This window comes from Tidjanibacter massiliensis (genome assembly GCF_900104605.1).
GTDB lineage: Bacteria > Bacteroidota > Bacteroidia > Bacteroidales > Rikenellaceae > Tidjanibacter > Tidjanibacter inops.
Genome location: NZ_LT629960.1, coordinates 1064604 through 1085960, shown reverse-complemented (window position 1 = coordinate 1085960; position 21357 = coordinate 1064604). Strand labels below are relative to the sequence as shown.

Genomic DNA, 21357 nt, shown 5'->3' with positions numbered 1-21357 from the left:
TTATCGGGTTACAGGCGTGATTTTTGGGGTCCGGTTCTGCTTTCCCTCGGGGCCGTCGGCATCAGAGTTGCAAGTGCCATATTCCGGTGCCCGTCTCGTATTCGGGCCGGGTGTCGAACAGACCGAATATCGCGGAACCCGACCCCGACATGGAGGCGTAGAGGGCTCCTGCATCGTAGAGCGACCGTTTGATTGCGGACAGTTCGGGGTGTTTGCGGAAGAGGGATGTTTCAAAAGCGTTCGGAAGATTGTCCCGCCATGTCGCTATCGGACGGGAGAGGCGTTTCGCCAGCGGTTCTTCCGGAATCCGGGGAGTGATTCCCGCATAGGCTTCCGCAGTCGGGATGCAGATGGCGGGCTTGACGAGCACCATCCAATACCCTTTCAGGTCTATTTCCGCAGGACGCATGACCTCGCCGCGTCCGCTGCACAACTGCGGGGCATCGTGGAGGAAAAATGGGACGTCGCTGCCGAGTTTCAGGGCCAGCGCCTCGAGGCGCCGGATACCGGCTCCGACGGAAAAGAGGGTGTCTAACATGCGCAGCGCCGCCGCTCCGTCCGCCGACCCTCCTCCGAGGCCGGCCCCGGAGGGGACGGCTTTGTGCAGGTGCATCCTGACGTTGCCTATGCCGTAGGTTTCGTGCATGAGCCGCCATGCTTTCATGACGATATTCTCCTGCGGCGGACACCCGGTCCGGAGACCGGATTCGGTCAGTTCCGTCGCTTCCTTCTCCTCCTCCGGAACGATGATTTCCAGGCTGTCGCATAAGTCCCGTACGGGGAACATGACCGTCTCTATGTCGTGGTAGCCGTCCGGACGTTTGCGCAGGACGTCCAGCCCGAGATTTATCTTGCAGTGGGGAAAACTTATCATTTGTGCCGTTCAGATGGTTATGATTGGGCAAAGGTATGTATGAATGGGGTAAATTTCCTAATTTTGCGGACCGTTGGTACCTTTTTAATTCGATATGAAGTTCAGGACAGAGATAGCGTTGTGCCGTTCGGGGTTTACGGTGGACCATGGGCGCCGCGGCTTCCTTGCGGGGTCGTGCTTTTCGGAACATATCTTCGGGCGGCTGGCGGCGGCGAAGTTTTCCGTCGCGGCCAATCCGACCGGCATCCTCTTCAATCCGGCTTCCATCGCCGGCATGATTCGCCGTCTGGCCGAAGGCAGGCCCTACGAGGTCGGGGAGCTCTCCTGTGGAGGCGGATTGTGGTTCAGCTACGACCATCACGGTTCCTTTGCGCGTGCGTCGGCCAAGGAGGCGTTGGAGGCGATGAATGCGTCGCTGACGGCCGGGGCCGGAGCATTGGCCGCTGCCGATTATGTCGTCCTGACTTTCGGTACCGCGTGGGTCTACCGTCTGGCCGATAGCGGCCGGATAGCGGCCAACTGCCACAAACAGCCTTCGGGCTGTTTCCGCCGCGAACGGCTCTCTGTTGCGGAGATTGTGCGGGAGTACGGCGAGCTGCTGTCCGGGCCCCTGGCCGGAAAGCAGGTGCTGCTGACCGTAAGTCCCGTGCGGCATGTGAAGGATGGCCTTGAAGGCAATTCGCTCAGCAAGGCGATACTCCGCACGGCGGCCGCTTCGCTGGCCGAAGGGTTTCGCGACGTCTATTATTTCCCCTCCTTCGAGATAATGAATGATGACCTGCGGGATTACCGCTTCTATGAGGAGGATATGGTTCATCCCTCCGCGCAGGCGGTGGACTATATCTGGGGCAAGTTCACCGAGTTCGCCATGGACCCCGATACGCGTGCCCTGCTGCCGCGGCTGGGGAAGCTCGATGCCGCGCTGCACCATCGGGTGCTGCATGCGGGCAGTGCTGCGGTGGAGGTCTTCAGGGAGTGTTCCCTGAAACTGGTGGATGAGCTTCAGGAGGCGCTTCCGGGGGTGGATTTCAGTGCGGAGCGCGCCTATTTTACCGCAGGGCTCTGAGGCGGGCGTGCTGTGGGCTGCCGGGGCGCCGCAGCAAGGACGGACCTGCGGCGACAGGGAGCCCGTTTCCGGAAGGACGTCATGGAGGGACGGTAAAAATATGCCGATTTGTATTATCTTTGTCCGTCCTAAATTTATCCGTTGAGAGATGATGGTATGCAGACTGGTCCCTTTGCTGGTAGGGGGAGTATTCGCTTTTCAGACCGCCGCCGCACAGCAGGCTCCGCGGCCGGAGCGGCCGGCACTGGTGGTCAATATGGTAGTCGGGGGGCTGCCCTATGATTTCGTCACCCGTTACGGCCATAACCTTTCCGAGGGCGGGTTCCGCCGTCTGGCCGAAAGCGGGGTCTCCTTTACCTCGGCCCGTTACGATTATATGCCCACCGACCGGGCTTCGTCGCTTGCCACGATAACTACCGGCACCTATCCGTCCGTACACGGGGTGGTCGGCGAGCGGTGGTGCGACGTGCTGACGGGCGAGGAGGTGGAACTTATCGCCGATTCCGAAGCGGCGGGTTTCGACTGCGAATACGGGCAGGGATGTTATTCCAACGTGAATCTCATTGCCCCCACGCTGGGCGACCGGCTGCGGGCCGAGAGTCCGGCGAGCAAAGTGGTCAGCATTGCGGCCGACCCCGTTTCGGCTATCGTCATGGCGGGGCTGGGCACCGAGGCCTATTGGGTGAATACCGCCACGGCGGGATGGACTTCTTCCAGCCGTTACATGCTTTACCTGCCCGGATGGGTGGAGCGTTTCAACGACCAGTATAGGGGCAACAGCTATCTGGCCGACTGGTTCTGGACGCTGCATCTGGGGCCGGAACGCTATGTGAACAGGCGGTACGGTCGTATCGACCTGCCGGAGGATGCGCGTTTCCGGGAACTGGCCCCAATCGGCGGTCTGCCGTGCACAGCCGGCGGAGGACGGTACGTTCCGGTATTCGCCACGCCGCTGGCGAGCGACCTGGTGGCCGATTTCGCCATGCAGGCCGTCGTGCGCGAGGAGCTGGGGCAGGATGAAGCTCCGGATATCCTGAACATCTGTTTCGATGCGCCGCGCGACATCATCGCCCATTACGGCCCCGAATCGGTCGAGGCCGAAGATATGTTCTATCAGCTCGACAGGACGGTCGGCAGCCTGATATCTTTCATCGTGTCGCAGGTCGGCCAGGAGCGGGTACTCTTCGTATTGACCTCCGACCACGGCAGCAGCCAGGCTTTCGATGCCGCCGCGCCTTCGCAGGAGCGTTTCAACGGGGAGCAGTTCCGAACCATCATCAACAGCTTCCTGTGTGCCCAGTACGGCGGCGAGGAGTGGGTGGCGGGATATGCGAACCGGCGGCTCTATATCAACCGTCGCGAAGCTTTCAACCGCAACCTTTCGCTCGGCGAGGTACAGCGTCGCGCGGCGGATTTCGCGCTCCAGTTCCGGGGCATTTCCCGTGTTGTCCCCGCCTGCGACTTGCGGGGTGGAGCCGCCAGCGATGCATACATGCAGCGGCTGCGGAACGGCTATTTCCCGAAGCGTTCGGGCGACCTGCTCGTAGACCTCGTGCCGGGCAGGATAGAGGAGCGGGCGGGGATACGTTCGTCGGCCGGTTCGGCCTACGACTACGACATACACGTGCCGCTGCTGATGGCCGGATGCGGGCTTCCGCATGCCGTTGTCGAGGAGCCGGTTGACATGGCGTCGCTTCCCGTCACATTGGCGCGGATTTTGGGGATACAGAGACCGGAGGCGGCTACCGCCGAAGCGATAGCGCCCATTGTGGAATATGTGGAATAATCGGAAATCTTATGGCAGGTACGGACAAGGTACAGGAGGAGATAATAGAGGAGTTCTCGGCGTTCGACGAGTGGCTCGACCGGTACGAAGTGTTGATAGGGCTGGGCAACGAACTGCCCGCCATCGCCCCGGCCCACCGGGACGAACAGCACCTGATAGAGGGGTGCCAGTCGCGCGTGTGGGTGGATGCGCGGCTCGAAGAGGGCAAGGTGTACTATTCGGCCGACAGCGATGCCATCATCACCAAAGGGATAATTGCGCTGCTCATTCGCGTGCTGAACGGACGCACTCCGCAGCAGGTGCTTGATACGGACCTCTATTTCATCGACCGCATCGGGTTGCGCGAGAACCTGTCGCCTACGCGGGCCAACGGCTTGGCGGCGATGATAAAGCAAATGAGGCTCTACGCCCTGGCATTCGCGGCGGGCGGAAAGGAGTGAAAGGGAGATGAAGAAGATGGAACCGAACGACATATTGCGGGTGGAGCAGGACATAATCGCTACGCTCAAGAATATATACGACCCGGAAATTCCGGTCAATGTCTATGACCTGGGGCTCGTGTACAACATCGACTATATGCCCGACGGGACGGCGGAGATACAGATGACGCTGACGGCTCCCAACTGTCCCATGGCCGATATGCTCGTGGAGGATGTCAGGACGCAGGTAGCGAAAATACCGGGTGTGGAGCGTGTGAACGTTGCGCTGGTTTTCGACCCGCCGTGGGACAAGGATATGATGAGTGACGAGGCCAAGCTGGAACTCGGTTTCATGTAGCGGTCGCGGGTATTTTTCCGGTCCGCACAGCGCGGGGGCCGGATGCGTTCCGTCCGGTAATAGCGAACATGAATAGCGAACATGCACAGGGAGCGGCAAGTGCCGCTCCCTGTGCATGTTCGCTTGTGTTTAAGAGGGATAGAATGTATAAGGGCGGATGATATGACAGGGCGGCGGAAGGCCGCTTCATGCCGCTTGATTCGGCCGGTTCGGTACGGCCTCCTGTCGTCGGGCGGGAACCGGAGGATGCAGGGGATTGAAGTTCGAGCCGGGAAGTTTGCCCTCATAAAGGGCATGAACCTGCCACCGGACGCGCCCCGGCGGTTGGTGCCGATGACATACTGTCGTGGATGCCGTTCGTCTTTTTGTCATGCGTCGTCATCTTTTGGATAGCGGTCTCGGGGGGGGCCGGCATGTTTCGCTGCCCGGGCAGCCCGGCAGCCCGTATCGGGTGCATTGTGCTTTCGGATGGGCAGTACCGCGCTCCGTCCTGTGCGGCGGGATATCCCGTTCGTTTCGCCGCCGCAGACCGGAAACGGTTCGGCTGTACCGCTATCTTTTCATTGATTTGTGTTATATTTGGGGCTGTATATGTTATGTTCGATGGGAGCTGATGGCGATATATTGCGGCTCGCGTGGCCGTATATGGCGGATGCCGGCGGAGGAACGTTCGTGCTGGACGACGGCGGCACCCTGCGAATCGTGAAGCCGGGCGAAGAGGATGCCGGGTACGGGATTTACCGTGCAGCGGATATCGAAGTGAACGGTGTTCGCCGCCGGGGCGATGTCCTTTTCGGCGGAGATTCCGTCGAGGGCCGGGAGCACGGGAACGGTCTGTTGCCGGCGGCTTTGCAGTGGGCGGTGCTGCATGTCGTTTCCGCCCCCGCAGCACCGTTGTACGATGCGGGCGGTGAACGCATTCCGCAGTTGGTCGTATCCGTTCCGCAGCGGTTGCGGGATGCGGTGGCTTCCCTGAGGACCGGGGCAGGTCGGTATGAGTGCGGGATATGGCTGGGCGATTTGCCCGCTGCCAAACGTATTTCCTTTCTGGACAGGCTCGTGGTGGAGCGTCTCGACCGGAAGTGTCGGGACGTGCTGAACGTGTTGGAGAGGTGCGGCGGCGATTGGGCCCAGGCACTGTACACCATGCTTTTCCGGGCCATGGGCGGTAACCGCAATCGCGAATCCTACATCGACCTTGCCTCGCGGGCTACCTATCAGATGGTTCTGCGGGAACGGGGCGATATCGAGCTGGTGGAGGCGCTGCTGCTCGGTACGGCCGGAATGTTGGAGGGGTGCTATTTCGACGATTACATTGCCCGGCTCCATGACCATTACCTCTATCTCGCCCGCAAATACGGTATCGTGCCCATGCGGGCCGGGGAGTGGGCGCGTGCGGGTATCCGGGCGCAGAACAGGCCCGTCACGAGAATCGTGCAGCTCGCCTCGTTCGTCGCCCGCAACGATTTCATCTTCGACCGGGTGGCGGGATGCCGGACACGGGAGGATGTGCATGCGCTCTTCGATACCGAGGTGTCGGGCTATTGGGCCACGCATTACGTGCCCGACGGTTCGGGCGAACGGTGCCCGCGGCGCATCGGGGCGGAGAAGGCCGACCTGCTCGCAATCAATGCCGTCGTGCCGGTCATGTTCGCTTACGGACAGACTACCGGGAAAGGAGCGCTGAAAGATGCCGCTTTCGACCTGTTGGGAGATATTCCGGCGGAGAACAATGCCATCGTGCGCAGTTGGAGCGGAATGGGGGTGCCGGTGCGCAGCGCCCTCGATTCGCAGGCGTTGCTGCAGTTGAGGAACGAATACTGCACCCGGGGCCGGTGCACCGACTGCAAGGTGGGGAAAAGTATAATAAAAGTCCGGGACAAGGCGTTCAGTTTCCGATAAAATCGGTATATTTACCGGCTCAACAGGAAACATGAGACAGCAATGGACATATTATCGAAAGTAATCAAGACATTTTTCGGAACCAAGAGCGACAAGGACCGCAAGGAGATACAGCCCTATGTGGACCGGATACTCGCGCTCTACCCGCAGATAGACGCCCTGTCGAACGACGAACTGCGTGCCCGCAGTGCTGCCCTGCGCCGTGATATCGCAGAGGAGATACGCCCCGACGAGGAGCGGATAACCGAACTGAAGGGAATACTCGAACAGCCGGAAACCTCTCTGGAGGACAAGGAGCGCCATTCGCGCGAGATAGACAAACTGACGAAGGATATCGACGACAAAATAGAAAAGAAGCTGGACGAGATACTGCCCGAGGCGTTCGCCATCATGAAGTCCACCGCCCGCCGTTTCGCGGAAAACCCGACGATAGAGGTCACCGCGACGCAGTTCGACCGCGACCTGGCCGCCACGAAGGATTTCGTTACGATAGAGGGCGACAAGGCCGTCTATTCCAACAGTTGGGTAGCAGGAGGCAACACCGTGACGTGGGACATGGTACACTACGACGTGCAGCTTTTCGGCGGTGTCGTGCTTCACAAGGGGCGTATCGCCGAGATGGCGACGGGCGAGGGTAAGACGCTCGTGGCTACACTCCCGGTATTTCTGAACGCGCTGGCCGGCAAGGGCGTACACGTCGTTACGGTGAACGACTACCTCGCCCGCCGCGATTCGGAGTGGATGGGGCCCATGTACGAATTCCACGGCCTTTCGGTGGACTGCATCGACAACCACCAGCCCAACTCCGCCGCCCGGCGCAAGGCCTACCTGGCCGATATCACCTTCGGTACGAACAACGAGTTCGGCTTCGACTATCTGAGGGATAATATGGCGATTCAGCCGCAAGACCTCGTGCAGCGCAAGCATCACTTCGCCATCGTGGACGAAGTGGACTCCGTGCTCATCGACGACGCCCGTACCCCGCTCATCATATCGGGTCCCGTACCCAAGGGGGACGACCAGCTTTTCGACCAGTACCGCGGCTTCATCGAACAGCTCTACAACGTGCAGCGCAACTTCGTGAACGACCTGCTCGGCAGGGCCCGCAAGCTCATCGGCGAGGGAAAGAACGACGAGGGCGGTGTACTGCTTTACCGCGCCCACAAGGGACTGCCCAAATACAAACCGCTCATCAAGTTCCTCAGTGAGCCGGGCAACAAGGCCCTGATGCAGAAGGTGGAGAACACCTACATGCAGGACAACAACCGGCGCATGCCGGAGATTACGGACGAGCTCTTCTTCGTCATCGACGAGAAACTCAATTCGGTGGAGCTGACCGACAAGGGGCACGAATTTCTCGCCCGCAACGTCGGTGAGGACGGTTTCTTCGTGCTGCCCGACATAGGTGCTTCCGTGGCCGAAATCGAGAAGAGCGACCTGAGCGCCGAGGAGAAGACGGCCAAAAAGGACGAACTCATCAACGAATATGCCGTCAAGTCCGAACGGGTGCATACCATCAACCAGTTGCTCAAGGCGTACAGCATGTTCGAGAAGGACGTGGAGTACGTCGTCATCGACAATAAGGTGAAAATCGTGGATGAGCAGACGGGCCGTATCATGGAGGGACGCCGCTACTCCGACGGGCTGCACCAGGCCATCGAGGCCAAGGAGCGCGTGAAGGTGGAGGCCGCCACGCAGACCTTTGCGACCATCACCCTCCAGAACTACTTCCGCATGTATCACAAGCTGGCCGGCATGACCGGTACGGCCGAAACGGAGGCGAGCGAATTCTGGAGCATCTACAAACTCGACGTTGTCGTTATCCCGACCAACCGGCCGGTCATCCGCGAGGACAGGGACGACAAGATATACAAGACCAAGCGAGAGAAGTACAATGCCGTGGTCGAGGAAATCGTCTCCCTCGTGGCCGAGGGCAGGCCGGTACTCGTGGGTACCACTTCGGTGGAGGTCTCCGAACTCCTGAGCCGCGTGCTCAAGCTGCGCGGAATCAAACACAACGTACTCAACGCCAAGCACCACCAGCAGGAGGCACAGGTGGTGGCCGAAGCGGGTCGGGCAGGGCAGGTGACGATAGCCACCAACATGGCGGGCCGCGGTACGGACATCAAGCTGACGCCGGAAGTGAAGGAGGCGGGCGGTCTGGCCATCGTGGGTACCGAGCGTCACGAGTCGCGCCGTGTGGACCGTCAGTTGCGCGGCCGTGCGGGCCGTCAGGGCGACCCCGGTTCGTCGCAGTTCTTCGTATCGCTGGAGGATGACCTCATGCGTCTGTTCGGTTCGGAGCGTATCGCCTCCATGATGGACCGTATGGGACTGAAGGACGGCGAAGAGATACAGGCGGGTATGATGACCAAGGCTATCGAGCGTGCTCAGAAGAAGGTCGAGGAGAACAACTTCGGTATCCGCAAACGTTTGCTCGAATACGACGACGTGATGAATTCGCAGCGTACGGTAATCTACTCCCGCCGCCGCAACGCGCTGGCCGGCGAGCGGATAGACATCGACCGCAACAACATCGTGCTCGACTTTGCCGAAACGTTCGTGGAGAACTTCGGCGAGGCGGGTTTCGAGGATTTCAGTTTCGAACTGATACGTCAGGTAGCCGTACAGCCGTCGTTCGACGAACAGACCTTCGCCAATGCCAAGAAGGAGGAGCTCGTGGAACTGATTGCGGCCGATATCAACGACGCCTACGAGCGCCGGGCGCAGTCTGTGGCCGCTACCGCGATGCCCGTTCTCAGGCAGGTGTATGAGAAGCAGGGCGACCAGGTGGAGAACATTTATATCCCCATCACCAACGGCAAGCTGGTCTATAACGTTCCCGTGAATTTGCGTAAGGCGATTGAAAGCGACGGGGCGGAGATTTACAAGATGTTCACCAAAATCGTCATGCTTACTACCATCGACGACAACTGGCGTGACCACCTGCGGCAGATGGACGACCTGCGCCAGAGTGTGCAAAATGCCTCCTACGAACAGAAAGACCCGCTGTTGATATATAAACTCGAATCCTATAACCTCTTCAGCGCCATGCTCGAAAAGAGCAACCGCGACGAACTGTCGATACTGAACAAAGGGTATATCCCGATGCGCGAACAGACCGAACAGAGCGTAAGGCAGCCGAGCAGGCCGCAGCAGCAACAGAACCGTCCCAAGGTGGATATGTCCAAGTTGCAGGCTTCCCGTATGCAGGCCGCGGCCGCGGCAGGGCAGGGCGACAAGGGGGCTCCCTCGCCCGTGCATGTAGAGAAGAAGGTGGGGCGTAACGAACCCTGTCCCTGCGGCAGCGGCAAGAAGTACAAGAACTGCCACGGAGCATCCTGATGCTCCGGTATTTCGGGGTGCTTCCAGCCGGCCGCAGGGCAGGCGAACGAAACCGGATAAACTGCCGCGGGTGCTGCGATGCCCTGCGGCAGTCTTTTATATTTCGACTGCCTGCGGAATGTACTGCGCAGGCGAGCGGGTCGGAAAGGGTTGGTTTTTCCCTTCCGGTTGTCTGTATCCTTCTTTTATGCTTTGCGAAAGGCGGTTTTTGCGTTGCGGATAAATGGAGGAAGTCCGTTCGGTTTGGCTGTTATGCAGCTATGCAGGGAGCATATCGGAGACGGGTGCCGGTTGTCCGTGCGGGGATGTGTGGCGGAGGCGTAGAGGCAGGGCCGGGTTTTTCTCCGGTTGTTCCGGTTGCTTATGCGGAGTGTATTGTGGGGAAGGTCGGAGAAAGCGTTCCGATGCGGAAAGCGGTGACTGCCGTGCGGCGGAAAATGTGTCCGCAACGGGGTGCAGGGAGGAGGTTGGAATGCTTTTTGGTACGGTGGCGGTAGGCTTGCATCCCGCTTCCGAAAGGGAAAAAGCGTTTTCGGTGTTCATGCGGCGATGCGGCCGGGGACCGAAGCGGGGTTGAGCAGTCGGATGTTGGCTTATATATATTGTCGTGATATGAGAAGGAGTTTGTTGTTTTTTGCGGTCGTTGCGTTCGCACTCTTGTTCCCGCCGGCGGTGCGGGCCGATAACGATACGCTGCCTGTGCCGGCGTTTCCGTTGGACGAGGCGGGACGGATAGAGATAGCCGGTGCCGGAGGCAGTGCACTGACGCGTCAGGAGATGGTCTCCCGTACGAAGGAGTGGATATACGATAATTTCGAGGAGGCGACCATCGACGAGGATGCCTCGTCAGGGAGTCTCCGTGTATCGGGGAGTTTTCTGATTGCCGAAGAGGAGCAGGAGAACCTGAATACCGTGATGGAACTCATGGCTTATGCGGTGACCGTAGTCTGCGATGATTACCGTTATGCGTACAGCATCGACGATGTGGGAGCCTATGTGGTGACGCTTGTTCCCTTCGCGGAGGAGGAGACCTCCGGTACGGAGTATGAGATAGTGGACAGCGTCTATATATCGCTGCCGGGCGATTACGTCGTTTTGATGGACGATGCCTACCGGGAGCGAGCCCGGCTACGCGGCGAGCTGGAGAAGATGCTGGCCGAAGATGTCTCCGAATACGGCAGGAGTCGGCTGCGCCGGTACGAACAGGAGCTTCAGCAGACGGCCGATTGGTTTACCGCTACCGATGATTATTATCGGTTGGTGAAAGAGAACTACATGGCCTGTTACGACCACCTGACCGGTCTGGCAGAGACGCTCCGTGCGGCTTTGGGCGCGGAGGAGTAAGGGGCCGTTGCCAATCGGGCTGAAAGACTGCCTCGGAGAGTGTCCGGAAGAAACGGTCTGCGACGATGGCGTGCTTGCATCTCTTCAACCGAGTGCCTGGGCGAGAGGCGCTGCTATGGCTGTAGCGGGTCGGAAAAGCGCACAGAGTGGCGGAGATTCTGGCCAGTGGTTCGGGTAGGGCGGAGAGTACAAGGCAACAGGCGATGGCGGCACGCCGCCATCGCCTGTTGCCTTGGTGGGGTGTCATTGTTGCAGCACAGCTTCTATACGGTTCACTTGTGTTTCGGCTACTCCGTCGAAGAAGGCCGCGATACGCGGACAGAAAGATGCGAAGGTCGGGTATGCGCTGCGTTCCCGTTCGTATTCGTGCAGCAGGCCGACCAGCTCCGGCATCCAGTAGAAATTTCGGGAGAGTTCTTCCACCAGCATGGCCTTTACGGTGCGGAGAGGATAGTCGTGTGCTTGCATGTAACATATCGTGGCGGCCCGTACCAGTGATTCGTTGAGGAGCGTCTGCCAGTTGCCGTAGGCCTGTACAGCCATTGCATACCGGGTAGTGGCCAGCAGGATTTTCCCGGAACGCTCCAGCAGAGCGGCATGGTCCGTCAGCAGCGGATTGACGAACGAGTGGTTGAATTCGTGTATCAGCAGGGCGAGGTAGGAGCCGTCGTACTGCGGTACGCCGTTGCTGTCCACGACGTACCCTATGACGGATACCGCCTCCTCCGGGCCTCCCTCCGGATGTCGTCGGATGCCGTAGTTCTGTCCTCCGTTGCAAAAACCGATGACGACGGTGAAGGTTTCCTGTGCTTCCGTACCGTAAAAATCGGCATACCACGTCTGGTCGAAACCCGTCATGATGCTCTCCCGGAATGCTGCGATTCTGGCGGCATAGAGCGGTTCGTGTGCGACGAAGAAGTCGCGGAACCGACTCCGGGCATGGAAATCGGAAAGCAGCGCGAGAAAACGCTCCTTGTCCACCGTCGCCCATCGTTTGTCGAGCATGGTTTCCTGTTGCGGCATCAGGACGAACCGGCCGTCGCAGTACTTTAGCAGCAGCGCCATCGACATGACCGCGTCGTACGAGATGCCGTTCGTGCGCCGTATCTCCTGCATGAAGGCGACGGCCGGATGGGTGCGGCAGGGACCCATGCAGGAGTCTATATCGGCGGTGTAGCTTCCGCCCAGGTTCATGGCATACTCTTCGTAACCGGCCGTCCGGGCGAGAGCCGACATCAGTTCCACCTCTTCGCTTACGCGCGGCTCGATGGATTGTGCCGCGGTGCGTGCCGTTGCGGCTGTCAGCAGTATACAGCCACAGCAGGAGTGTCTTCATCGTCTTCATCTTTCGTATGAGTTTGTCGGAAGCGGAACGCATGGTCCCTATCCTGTATGAACAAAGATATGTATTTCTTTAGATATATTTTTGCAGCATAAGCCCTTTCGCCGGAGGAAAGCGCATGTCGGGGAAAGGAGGCGTGAGGGAAATAGGGAAAACGAGCAAGGGCGGAACACAATGTTCCGCCCTTGCTCGTGGCTTCATGCTCCCGCTAACGGCGTTTTTTGGGAGGCTGGTTCTTGGTGCTCTGCGGCTTGGCCGTATGCGTCTTCTGGCTGCCGCCGTAGGCTTTCTGTTGCTGCTGGCGCTGCATCTGCTGCTGTTGGCGGAGCGCCTCTTCATAGCGCATCTGCCATTTGCTTTTCTTTTTGGTCGCGGCACTGCGGTCGGCCTTCGCGGCGTTGCTCTGCAGCTTGGCCAGGAGCTTCTCCTCGTTCACCGAATAACGGATGATATACATTATCAACATGGTGAAGAGCTGCGAGAGCAGGTAGTAGTAGGTCAGGCCGCTGGCATAGCTGTTGAACCAGCAGAGCATCAGAATAGGCATCAGATAGACGGTCATGAACTTCATGCCGGCCATCTGGGGCCCGGCCGATGCGGTCTGTTTGTAGGTCATGCGCGAGTAGAAGAACATGGCGAGTGCCATGAGCAGGGCGAACATGCTGACGTGGTCGCCGTAGAAGGGAATTTTAAAGGGCAGTTGCAGGACACTGTCATAGGAGGAGAGGTCCTCGGCCCACAGGAAGTGCTGCCCGCGCAGCTCGATGGAGGCCGGCAGGAAACGGAACATGGCGATGAGGATAGGCATCTGTATCAGCATGGGGATACAGCCGCCCATGGGGCTCACGCCGCACTTCTTGTAGAGTTCCATGACCGCCTGCTGTTTCTTGAGCGCATCCTCCTGGTTGGGATAGCGTTCGTTTATCTCGTTGAGCTGCGGCTGGAGTACCCGCATTTTCGCGCTCGACATATAGGACTTGTAGGTCAGCGGCAGGATAATCAGTTTGATGATGACGGTCAGTATCAGGATGATGATGCCGTAGTTGCTGATAAATTTGCTGAGCCAGTTGAAGACGTTGATGGTCAGACCGGTGTTGATCCAGCTGATGAGACTGCCGCCCAGGGGGATGACTTTTTCCAGCTTCATGTCGTACGACCGCATGATGGTGTACTGGTTGGGGCCGAAGTAGTATTGGAAGCGGTAGCTCGTCTGCGCCGGGTCGTAGGGTACGGAGAAGGTTGCCGAGAAATCTTTGATCTCGCCCGTTCCCTCCGATTTGGTGTCGAAACCTACGGCATCCGCCGTAAAGTCTTCCCGGGCAATGAGCACCGAAGAGAAGAACTGCTGTTTGAAGCTCACCCAATTGACCTTGGTCTTGATTTCCTTGCCGCGATGTCCTTCGGATGCACCGAGCTGTTCTATCTTCTTCGCGCCGGGATACCGGTAGGCGAGGGTAGTGTTCATGTTCTCATTCTTGTACCCCTTTTCATTCTGGAGCGTGGTGGCCCCCCAGTCGAAGTTGAAGAAGGTAAGGTTGGAGGTGTACTCCTGCATGCCGATGAAGTTGATGTCGAAATCGACCATGTAGTTGTCCGGCCGCAGCGTATAGACATACTCTATGGCCGCTCCCGTCTCGGCATCCACCGGCAGTTTCAGGTGCAGGCTCTGTGCAAAGCCTCCTTCGGGCAGGGGCGTTTCGGTCATCTCCGCTTCGGTGAAGACATAGTCTTTCGTATTGAGCTGGGCGAAGTTGTAGGCGCGTTTGATGAAGAGTTCCATGTCGAACTTCGCCGTACCCTCCTTGTATATCATCAGCGGCTGCCCGTCGTAACGTTTGTAATCCTTGAGCTCTACGTTGGTGACCGTGGCTCCCTTGGAGGATACCCACACCTTGATGACCTCGTTTTCGAGGGTGTAGGTGCGGGCTTCGGCCCTGGATGCATCTACGAGCGACTGTCCGATATTGGCGATGACGATGGAGTCCTGTCGGGCCTGTTCCGCCTGCCGGGCCTCCAGCTCGTCGCGTACTGCTTTGCCCGTATCGCTGAGCGGGACCTCTTCCACATATCGTTCGGGGTGTTCGGCGCGTGCTATGGAGTCGGCCCTGTACTGTTCCTGCTGATATTTGGCAACTTGTTTGGAGTTGTAGAATACGTATCCGAACAGGATGACGCCGACTATCAGGAGGCCGATGAGTGTCTTCTTATCCATTCTTGATGTTTCGTGTTTGAGTAACGGTTGCGCGGACTGCGGTCCGCAGGGTTAATTATCGGAATCTTGTTCTCTTGGCGGTCATGCGCACGGCCTGTGTTCTCCGCAGGCCGTGCGTGAATGCCCCGGCAGGCCTTATGCCTGCCGGGCTTCGTAGGCTACCGCAGCTGCGACGAACGCCCGGAAGAGCGGGTGCGGCCTGCTGACCGTGCTTTTGTATTCCGGATGGTACTGTACGCCGATGAACCACGGATGTCCTTCGAGTTCGACCGCTTCGACGAGGTTCGAGTCGGGGTTGATGCCGACCGGCTTCATGCCGGCCTTCTCGAAGGCGTCGATGTAATCGTTGTTGAATTCGTAACGGTGCCTGTGCCGTTCGTGAACGAGCCCCGAGGCGTATGCGTCGTAGAGTTTCGAGGGCTGCGAAATACGGCACGGATAGGCTCCGAGCCGCATGGTTCCGCCCTTCTCCATGACGCCTTTCTGCTCCTCCATCAGGTCGATGACCGGATGGGTTGTCTTGCGCATCTCGGTGGAGTCCGCGTCTTCGTAGCCCAGCACGTTGCGGGCGAATTCGATGACGGCGCACTGCATGCCCAGGCAGATACCCAGGAACGGGATGCCGTTCTCGCGGGCGTACCGCACGGCCGTAATCTTGCCTTCGATGCCCCTGTGCCCGAATCCGGGAGCCACGAGGATACCGCTCATCCCCTCCAGTGCCTCGCCGACATTTTCCGGAGTTATCATTTCGGAATTGACATATGTGAGATTGACATGCACATGGTTGGCGGCTCCGGCGTGTACGAAGGATTCGACGATGGATTTGTAGGCGTCCGGCAGTTCGGTGTATTTGCCTACGAGGGCTATCTTCACCGTCCGGTCGTAATGTTTGACCTTGTTCACGAACTCTTCCCATTCCTTCAGGTCGGGTTCTCTGTCGAGCGGCAGGTCGAGCTTTTCGAGTATCGTTTCGTCCAGGTGCTGTGCATGCATTCGCAGGGGTACCTCGTAGATGGTCGGGACGTCGATGGACTCGACCACCGCCCGGGGTTCCACGTTGCAGAAGAGCGCCACCTTGCGGCGGATGTCCTGGCTGAGCTCCTTTTCGGTGCGCAGGACGAGGATGTCGGGCTGGAGCCCGTTCTCCAGCATCATCTTCACCGAGTGCTGCGTCGGTTTGGTCTTGAGTTCACCCGAAGCGGACATGTAGGGTACGAGCGTCAGGTGCACCACGGCCGAGTTCCGCAGGCCGAGTTCGTATCGCAGCTGGCGTACCGCCTCGATATAGGGAAGCGACTCGATGTCGCCTACCGTACCGCCCACCTCGGTGATGACCACGTCGTACTCCTTCTTGCTGCCCAGCAGTTTGATGCGGCGTTTGATTTCGTCGGTGATGTGCGGTACGACCTGTACCGTCTTGCCGAGGAAATCGCCGCGGCGTTCCTTGTTGATGACCGTCTGGTAAATCTTGCCTGTGGTGACGTTGTTGGCCTTCGAGGTGGTTATCGAGGTGAAACGCTCGTAGTGTCCCAAATCGAGGTCGGTTTCGGCTCCGTCCTCGGTGACGTAGCACTCGCCGTGTTCGTAGGGATTGAGCGTTCCCGGGTCCACGTTGATGTACGGGTCGAGTTTCTGGATGGTTACCGAATAACCGCGTGCCTGCAGCAGGCGTGCTATGGACGATGAAATTATACCTTTCCCGAGAGACGATGCCACGCCTCCCGTGACGAATATGTACTTGGTCGGTGCACTTTTTTCAGCCATGACTATTTATCCCCTTGCTCCTGTTGTGAATCGATTAACTTTATCTTTTCGATGGTATCGGCCATCTCCTGTTTCGCTTTGGTTATCTTGGCCTCCACTTCGCGTATCATGGCTTCGGCGTTTTTGGAACGCGAGAAGAACCCGATGTTGTTCTCCAGTGTGGCGATGTCGCTCTCGAGCTGTTTCACCTTGTTGTAGAGCCTGTCGCGTTCGAAGCGCAGCCGTTTGTCGCCGCTGCCCTTCATGTCGGAGACCTTCACCCGGAAACGGTCCATGCTGCGTTCGCGTTCGCCGCCCCGCAGGGTGGCGAACATGCCGTCCACCACGGCCCGGTAACGCTGCTGTACCTCGTCTTTCTGCCGCAGGGGTACGAACCCGATTTCGTTCCAGCGTCTTTGGAACTCCTTTATCATTTCGAATCCGCCTTCGCTGATGTCAGCCGCTTCCATCTCCGTCAGCAGCGCCAGTTTCGCCTGCAGGTTCTCCTCGTGCTGGGCGTCCACGCCGGAGAAGTGGGCTGACTTGCGTTCGAAGAAACGGTCGCACGCTGCGCGGAACCGCTTCCAGACAGCATCCGAATAGCGGCGCGGTACGGGACCAATCTCTTTCCATCTTTTCTGGAGCGCTATCAGTTCGTCGGTCGTCTTCTTCCACTGTTCGCTCTCCTGCAGCGATTCGGCCTGTTCGCATATTTCGGTCTTGAGCTGCAGGTTGGTGTCCATCTCGGTCTTGAGCTGTTCGTAGAATTCGCGTTTCTGCTCGAAGAATTTGTCGCAGGCGTTGCGGAAGCGTTCGTAGATGCGGGCGTTGTCCTTCTGCGGTGCGAAGCCTATTGTTTTCCACACCTTCTGTATCTCGATGAGCCGTTCGGACGCTTTGTTCCACTCCTTGCGGGTGGTGAGTATCTCCGAGGAGAGTTCCTCTACCTTGACGCAAAGTTCCGTCTTCAGTTCGAGGTTGTGTCGCTGCTCCTCCTTGAGTTTTTCGAAATACTCCTGGTGCTGTTTGTTGATACGCGTGCTCGCCTCCTTGAAACGTTCCCAAAGCGCCTCCTTGTATTCGTTGGCTACGGGGCCCGTTTCGCGCCACTGGTCATGCAGGTCCTGCAGCTTGCGGAAGGCCGTCACTATCGAGGGTTCGAGCATGAGTGCCTCGGCCGCTTCGCAGAGCTGTACCTTGGCCTCGTAGTTGCGTTTGAGGTCGAGGTCGCGCAGCTCCTTGTTTATCTTGATATAATTGTAAAAGTTCTCTACGTGCAGGTTGTAGGTCTCCCACAGCTCCTTGATGTTCGCCTGGGGGACGATGCCCGTCTCCCTCCAGCGCTGCTGAAGTTCGCGGAAGGCGTTGAAGGTGCTGTTCATCGTTTCGTTGCCGTTTACGAGCTCCTTCAGCTCCTCGATTATCTGGAGTTTCGTGCGGAGGTTCTCCTCCTTCTCCTTTTCGATGTTGGCCAGATACTCCGCCCTGCGCCTGCGGTATTCGGCGAACAGCTCCTTGAGGCGTGCTTCGTCGGCATCGGGCTGCGGTACGAAATCTTCCGGTGCACCGCCTCCTTCGGTGAATTCGCGCCTCTTCTGTTCGTTCTCGGCGCGGTGGAGTTTATAGAAGGCCACCTTGATGGCTTCGGCTTCGCGCCTTATCTGCTGTACGGGTTTGGATTGCAGCAGCGAGGCGAACAGCTCCACCAGCCGGTGCTTGTCCAGCCGCGAGATATCTTCCAGATTCCGGGCCGTTTCCGCGTCGGCGTGCTCCTCCTGCGCGCGTTCTTCGTCGGTCGCCTCGCCCATGTCGAGTTCGGGCTGGGCCGCATCGAGCGCCGCATCTTCGTCGGCGAAATTGACGGTTTCGTTTTCGTCGGCCCCGTCGGGCCCTTCGTGTTTGACGGACGCGGATTCCTCCCCCGCCGTCGCGGGAACGGCGGGCGCCTCTGCGACAGCGGTGCGTCCCCCGCTTTCGGTTACGTTCTTCACATCTTCGGCCTCGCCGACATGTTCCTCGGGAACAGGGATGTTGGTTTTCTCGGTAGCCATCTTCAAGGATTTTATTCGTTACTTTGCCCGGCACTATTCAGGCAACCTACAAAAGTACTTCTTTTTTGCAAAAAATTCCAAGACGGAGCGGCGAATCGGCCGAAGGTCTTCATTTTTCCGTCGTTTGCCGCCGACAGGCCGCGTCGGTGCAAATATTCCCGCAGGCCCGGCCTGCGACACGTTTTTTTCATTACATTTGCACCTGCGTAATTAGGGCGGTTTCACCCGGATAGATGATGGTAAAGGAGATATTGCTCGCGGGTGCGGGCGGCTTTGCGGGCAGTGCGTTGAGATATGCCGTTTCGGCTGCCGTCGTGTCGCTGCCGCTCCGGGGCGGATTGCCTGTCGGGACTTTCGCCGTCAATGCGGCGGGTTCCCTCGCCATCGGAGTGCTGGCTGCCTGGCAGCCGCCGGGAGGATGGCAGGTGTTCGCCATGGCGGGTTTTTGCGGCGGATTCACCACTTTTTCCGCCTTCTCGCTCGAAACGGTGAGGCTGATGCGTAGCGGGCAGGTCGGGATGGCTGCGGCTTATGCGGCCGGCAGTGTAATCGTATGCCTGCTTTTTGCGGGTCTCGGCCTGTGGCTGGGCGGCAAACTCTCCCGGTGAGGGAGAGGGGCGGTTGTGAATGACATGTAATTAATATATTCTAACCTACACATTTTAACGGAGAAATGGTAATTCTTGTATTGAACTGCGGCAGCTCGTCGATAAAGTATCAGGTTATCGACATGGTCTCCCCGCGCGAGAACTCGCTTCTTGCCAAGGGGCTCGTAGAACGCATCGGTATCGAAGGCGGCATCATCACCCATAAGCCGACGGGCAAACCGCGTCTGGAGCTCACGACGGACATTCCCAACCATACGAAAGGGATAGACCTTATCTTCAAGGCCATCACCGATTCCGAATCGGGCGTGATAGCCTCCCTGGACGATATCCGGGCGGTCGGACACCGTGTGGCGCACGGCGGTGATTTCTTCGACCGGAGCGTGCTCGTGGACGACGAGGTGATAAATCGGATAGAACAGCTCGTGGAGCTGGCCCCGCTGCACAACCCGGCCAACCTGAAAGGTATCTACGCCGTGAAGGAGCTCTGTCCGGCCATACCGCAGGTGGTATGTTTCGATACGTCGTTCCACCAGTCCATGCCGCCCCGCAGCTACATCTACGGGCTTCCCTATAAATATTACGAGCAGTACCGCGTAAGGCGTTACGGTTTTCACGGTACGAGCCACAAGTTCGTGGCGCAGAAAGGGTGCGAACTCGCCGGTCTCGATTTCGCGAAGGCGAAGGTGGTGACCTGCCATATCGGCAACGGTGCCTCGGTGGCCGCCGTGGACGGCGGGCGGAGCATCGATACTTCGATGGGATTCACGCCGGTGGACGGCCTGCTGATGGGAACGCGCTGCGGCGAGGTGGACCCGGGTGCGCTGACCTACATCGCCGATAAGGAGCACATGACCGGCAACGAGGTGTGGGGCATGATAAACAAGCAGGCGGGCGTACTCGGCATCACGGGTCTCTCCTCCGACATGCGCGACATCGAAAATGCCGCCGCAGAGGGGAACGAACGGGCGAAGCTGGCGCTGGATGTCTACTATTACCGCGTGAAGAAGTACGTGGGAGCCTATGCAGCCGCCATGGGCGGGCTCGACCTCGTGGTGTTTACCGGCGGAGTGGGCGAAAACGACCCTGCGCTGCGCGAATATGTGTGCAGCGGTATGGAATTCCTCGGTCTCGAATTCGACGCCGACGTGAACCGCGGCCTGCGCGGCAAGGATACGATACTGACGAAACCCGCGTCGCGTGTCAAGGCGGCCCTTATCGCCACGAACGAGGAGCTGGTCATCGCCACCGATACTTTCGATATCGTAGAAAAACTCCGGTAACTGTTTCAATTCGGTACGAATCGGTTGTCCCACGGAATAAATTCGCAGAAAACTTTGTTATTTGCGGGACAATCGGTATTTTTGGCAACTCTTTGTATAAACCGCAGATTTAATAGTCATGATTCAGCATTTAGATGACCTCGTAGCCAAGGCTAAGGCGAGGGGAAAACGTAGGCTCATCGTAGCTTACGGACAGGATTCGCACACGCTCGAAGCTGTCAATGATGCCGTTGAGGCAGGTATTGTGGATGCCACGCTGGTCGGCAATCCGGAAGAAATCGAAAAGGTATGCAAGGCCGAGGGCATCGACATGTCCCGTTTCACCATCGTAGCCGAGAATGTGGATGTGAACTGCGTCCGCATCGCCGTGCAGATGGTGAGCGAGGGCAAGGGCGACGTTCTGATGAAGGGCCTCGTATCCACTGACAAGTACATGAGGGGTATTCTGAACAAGGAGTTCGGCCTCGTGCCCCCGAAGGGCGTGCTCAGCCACGTGACCGTGATGGAGATACCGGCTTACCACAAGCTCCTGACCATCGGCGACGTGGCGGTCATTCCCTATCCGGATTTCGCACAGAAGACGGCCATTGCCAAATATATCATACAGACCGCCAAGAAGCTGGAAATCGACGTCCCCAAGGTGGCCTGCATCGCTCCGAGCGAGCAGCTCCTGCCCGGCGTGCAGTCTTCCGTAGAGGCGACGCTTCTGGCCAAGATGGGCGAGCGCGGCCAGCTCGGTACGAAAGTCTATATCGACGGCCCGCTGGCGCTCGACGTAGCCATCAACAAGGAGGCGGCAGCCACGAAGAAGCTCGACAACCCGGTAGTGGGCGATGCCGACTGCCTCGTCTTCCCGAACATCGACGCGGGTAACGTCTTCTTCAAATCCTGCACGAAGTTCGGCGGTGCCGAGCTCGCTGCCATGGTGATGGGGGCGAAGGTACCGTGCGTACTGACGTCGCGCGGCGATTCCAAGAAGACCAAGATGTATTCGATAGCACTCGCGTGTCTGTCTGCAAAATAACGA

The 21357-nt window shown here is 58.6% G+C and carries 15 protein-coding genes; 10 read left to right on the top strand and 5 right to left on the bottom strand.

Annotated features, from left to right (window positions below; genetic code table 11):
• Positions 1-61: 61 nt before the first annotated feature.
• A complete protein-coding gene (gene ispE / locus BQ5361_RS05700; protein ID WP_022064373.1) occupies positions 62-874 on the bottom strand; it encodes a 4-(cytidine 5'-diphospho)-2-C-methyl-D-erythritol kinase in 813 nt (270 codons plus the stop codon).
• A gap of 94 nt (positions 875-968) precedes the next feature.
• Between ispE and BQ5361_RS05695 the strand changes: the two genes are divergently transcribed.
• The 7 genes from BQ5361_RS05695 to BQ5361_RS05665 all read left to right on the top strand — a co-directional run bounded on the left by BQ5361_RS05695 (position 969) and on the right by BQ5361_RS05665 (position 11094).
• Positions 969-1940, top strand: coding sequence for a GSCFA domain-containing protein (locus BQ5361_RS05695; RefSeq protein ID WP_035472558.1), 972 nt, complete (start codon positions 969-971; stop codon positions 1938-1940).
• Positions 1941-2088: 148 nt separating this feature from the next.
• Positions 2089-3726 carry an alkaline phosphatase family protein gene (locus BQ5361_RS05690; RefSeq protein ID WP_052131012.1) on the top strand — a complete coding sequence of 546 codons (1638 nt, stop codon included), beginning with the start codon at positions 2089-2091 and terminating at the stop codon, positions 3724-3726.
• 11 nt (positions 3727-3737) lie between these two features.
• Positions 3738-4166 (top strand): SufE family protein, encoded by a 429-nt coding sequence (locus BQ5361_RS05685; protein ID WP_022064370.1) that lies wholly within the window; start codon positions 3738-3740, stop codon positions 4164-4166.
• A 16-nt stretch (positions 4167-4182) separates the two neighbouring features.
• On the top strand, positions 4183-4503 hold the full coding sequence (locus BQ5361_RS05680; RefSeq protein ID WP_022064369.1) for an iron-sulfur cluster assembly protein: 321 nt from the start codon (positions 4183-4185) through the stop codon (positions 4501-4503).
• Positions 4504-5106: 603 nt separating this feature from the next.
• The gene (locus BQ5361_RS05675; protein ID WP_161940434.1) at positions 5107-6405 is read left to right on the top strand and encodes a DUF2851 family protein; all 1299 of its coding nucleotides are present in this window, start codon (positions 5107-5109) and stop codon (positions 6403-6405) included.
• Between the two features lie 42 nt (positions 6406-6447).
• Positions 6448-9750 (top strand): preprotein translocase subunit SecA, encoded by a 3303-nt coding sequence (secA, locus tag BQ5361_RS05670; protein WP_035472556.1) that lies wholly within the window; start codon positions 6448-6450, stop codon positions 9748-9750.
• Between the two features lie 612 nt (positions 9751-10362).
• Positions 10363-11094, top strand: coding sequence for a hypothetical protein (locus BQ5361_RS05665; protein ID WP_143047521.1), 732 nt, complete (start codon positions 10363-10365; stop codon positions 11092-11094).
• Between the two features lie 243 nt (positions 11095-11337).
• On the opposite strand, the gene BQ5361_RS05660 is transcribed toward BQ5361_RS05665, so the two are convergent.
• The 4 genes from BQ5361_RS05660 to BQ5361_RS05645 form a co-directional block, all read right to left on the bottom strand.
• On the bottom strand, positions 11338-12339 hold the full coding sequence (locus tag BQ5361_RS05660) for a DUF4932 domain-containing protein (RefSeq protein ID WP_052131010.1): 1002 nt from the start codon (positions 12337-12339) through the stop codon (positions 11338-11340).
• A gap of 305 nt (positions 12340-12644) precedes the next feature.
• Positions 12645-14648, bottom strand: a complete 2004-nt coding sequence (yidC, locus tag BQ5361_RS05655) for a membrane protein insertase YidC (RefSeq protein WP_071424971.1) — start codon at positions 14646-14648, stop codon at positions 12645-12647.
• Positions 14649-14783: 135 nt separating this feature from the next.
• Positions 14784-16412 carry a CTP synthase gene (locus BQ5361_RS05650; RefSeq protein WP_035472550.1) on the bottom strand — a complete coding sequence of 543 codons (1629 nt, stop codon included), beginning with the start codon at positions 16410-16412 and terminating at the stop codon, positions 14784-14786.
• Between the two features lie 2 nt (positions 16413-16414).
• The gene (locus BQ5361_RS05645; protein ID WP_035472548.1) at positions 16415-18442 is read right to left on the bottom strand and encodes a DUF349 domain-containing protein; all 2028 of its coding nucleotides are present in this window, start codon (positions 18440-18442) and stop codon (positions 16415-16417) included.
• 233 nt (positions 18443-18675) lie between these two features.
• Between BQ5361_RS05645 and crcB the strand changes: the two genes are divergently transcribed.
• From crcB to BQ5361_RS05630, 3 genes are all read left to right on the top strand, one after another.
• The gene (gene crcB / locus BQ5361_RS05640) at positions 18676-19050 is read left to right on the top strand and encodes a fluoride efflux transporter CrcB (protein WP_257526327.1); all 375 of its coding nucleotides are present in this window, start codon (positions 18676-18678) and stop codon (positions 19048-19050) included.
• A gap of 65 nt (positions 19051-19115) precedes the next feature.
• A complete protein-coding gene (locus BQ5361_RS05635; protein ID WP_035472546.1) occupies positions 19116-20330 on the top strand; it encodes an acetate/propionate family kinase in 1215 nt (404 codons plus the stop codon).
• Positions 20331-20448: 118 nt separating this feature from the next.
• Positions 20449-21354, top strand: a complete 906-nt coding sequence (locus BQ5361_RS05630) for a phosphate acyltransferase (RefSeq protein WP_022064358.1) — start codon at positions 20449-20451, stop codon at positions 21352-21354.
• Positions 21355-21357: the final 3 nt, after the last annotated feature.